Raw genomic sequence first — 2,539 nt, 5'->3', positions numbered from 1 at the left:
GTTCTTACCATCTGTAATTGCAGCTGGAACTATTCAAAATCCAATGACATTGTTTATAATAGCTGCAGTATCAGTAACACAATTAATTTACATGTCAGAGGTTGGTGGATTGTTACTAGGATCTAAGATTCCAGTTAAAATTTCAGACTTGATTATCATATTCTTGGAGAGAACAATTATAACATTGCCAGTAGTAGTTCTTATGGCAAATATGTTCTTTTAGAAGTTTATAAATATTTGAATTATAGAACTCCTCAACAATTATTGGTTGAGGAGTTTTTTTGATTAGTAGTTTGATTAGTAGTTTATAGTAGTGGAAATGATTGTTTATATAATGAAAAAATTGATTTTGAAACAAAGAATTAAATATTCTATAGAATATAGCATTGACTGCGCTGTTTTTTTATGTCATTATATAAATATAGTTATTTAGGAAGTGCAAGTATTAGATTTTCTAATAAGCTAGGTTTTATAGTCTCAGCAAAGTCAAATAATATAAAATTAGAACTAGAAAACATGTTCCCAAATAGGGAATATATTTTTGAAAATATATATTCTATAGAATCTAGAATGATAGGTTTTGTTTTTTGAAATTTAGAATAATTTTATCAAATAGATTTTTGATAAAAGAGCTGGTGGACATATGACCAATATAATGATTTGTAAGGAGAGGAAGAAATGAAAAAGAAAAGAAATACATTTATATTTATCGTTTTAAGCATTTTAATCTTATTTACAGGGAAACTAGGATACGATTATTATTCACAAATGCAAGAAAATGAACAATTAAGAGAAGAAGAACAAACACAAAAAGAAAAGAAGTTTGCTTGGGATCATAAATTTACTGAGACGCAGGTTAAAGAAGATCTAGAAATATTCAAAAAGTATGTTATTAATGTTTTCCCATATTCAGACGTGAATGATGTAGATATTAATGACGAAATAAGCAAATTAGATAAGATAAGTAGAGAAAATGATGGATTAAATTATTTAGAGTTACAAACTGGTATTGAAGAAATTGTTAATAAATATATTGACGGACATGCAGTTGTTGGAAAAGCTCCAAGAGACTATTATTCAAAAGTTATGAAAGATAAGTTATCTTCTTTTGAAAATAGGTATCTTCCATTCAACTTTGATTTTATCGAGAATAAATTTGTTGCAACTAAATCAGATAGAAGTGGTTTTTTAGAACAGGAATATCCATATATTACAGAAATACAAGGGAAAACTATTGAAGAATGGATACGATTAACTTCAAAATTTTATCCAAGTGGTTCGTCACAAAGAAACAATTATAGAGCATATAGACAATTGAGGGCATTTGATGAGCTAATGGTAAAATTGGGATTAGAGCCTTTGGAAAAGATTGATGTTGTTTTAGAATCAGAAAACGGGGAAAAACTAGAGAAAACATATGAAATATCATCTGAAATTCCCGAAGATGATTTAAAAAGAATTGAAGAAGCAGAATCTAGGATAATACAAACTGAAAAACAAAACATTGGATATCTGAGAATTGCTCAAATGCGTCCAGATACAGTAAAGCCAGATATAGAAAAATGGATGCCACAATTTTTAGATACAGATGCATTGATTATAGATATTCGTAACAATGGAGGAGGTACAAGAAAATCGTATACAGAGTTTCTTAACTATTTAGTGAATGAAGATGAAATCAAAATTGCTAATGTTGCACGTCATAAAATTTCAGAAGATGATGAAATGAATGAAAGGATTCAATCAAGCTTGAATAATAGAATGTTATATAAAAAGGATAGTAATCATTTTACAGATAAAGAGATGAGAGCTATAGAAGATTTTGAAAAAAGCTTTAGGCCAGAGTATATCGTAGATAAAAATCAATTTAGCGATAATTATTATATGGTTATAAGTAAGAAAAATAAAAATATTCCAACATATCAAAAACCTGTTTATTTATTAATTGATGAAGGAATATTTAGTGCAGCTGATATATTTGCAACTATACTGAAAGAATTAGACAACGTAACTTTAGTTGGAAGACCAACAGGGGGTGGTAGTTCGTCAAGTTCTACTTTCTATCTTCCAAATTCAGCAATTCCATGTAAAATGGGACGAATGATTTCCTATAAAGCTAATGGAGAACTAATGGATTTACATGGTGTGCAACCAGATGAATACATTAAAGTTTCGCCCAATTACTATGTAGATGAAAGTGAAGATGAAATATTAAATTCAGTTATTGAAAAAATTATAAAATCATAATAAAAATAAAAGGTTATAGAAATCTAAGGATTTTTGTAACCTTTTATTTTGCTATGAGTATTTAAAATATTATAACAAAGCTTGCAATATTAAATCACATAGATTGTTTAAAGCTTTCTCGTAATCACTATCGCAAAGATAAGTAATAGAGATTCTAAGTTCATTGTGTTTGGATTCACTAGGATAACAAATTGCACCTGGAAGAAAAGTAATACCTAGAGGATAAGCTTTGTCAAAAAGCAATTTTTCAGTAGAAATGTAAGTAGGCAATTGAATCCAAATATTGTAACCT

The 2,539-nt window shown here is 28.2% G+C and carries 3 protein-coding genes; 2 read left to right on the top strand and 1 reads right to left on the bottom strand.

Annotated features, from left to right (window positions below; genetic code table 11):
- Both N4A40_12490 and N4A40_12485 read left to right on the top strand, forming a co-directional pair.
- On the top strand, positions 1-223 hold a 223-nt coding region (locus tag N4A40_12490; GenBank protein MCT4662671.1), incomplete at its 5' end, for a YjiH family protein.
- Positions 224-678: 455 nt separating this feature from the next.
- Entirely contained in the window at positions 679-2,247 is a 1,569-nt protein-coding gene (locus tag N4A40_12485) for a S41 family peptidase (GenBank protein MCT4662670.1), read from the top strand.
- Positions 2,248-2,316: 69 nt separating this feature from the next.
- Here the strand turns inward: N4A40_12485 and N4A40_12480 are convergent.
- Positions 2,317-2,539, bottom strand: a 223-nt coding sequence (locus tag N4A40_12480) for a hypothetical protein (GenBank protein ID MCT4662669.1), incomplete at its 5' end; no start/stop codon positions are given.

It is taken from the genome of Tissierellales bacterium, assembly GCA_025210965.1.
Taxonomy (GTDB): Bacteria; Bacillota; Clostridia; order Tissierellales; family JAOAQY01; genus JAOAQY01.
This window is presented reverse-complemented; position numbering and strand designations above follow the sequence as displayed.

Coding starts and splice junctions, on each gene's coding strand:
- N4A40_12485 (MCT4662670.1), top strand. CDS start 679: ATGAAAAAGAAAAGAAATACATTTATATTTATCGTTTTAAGCATTTTA.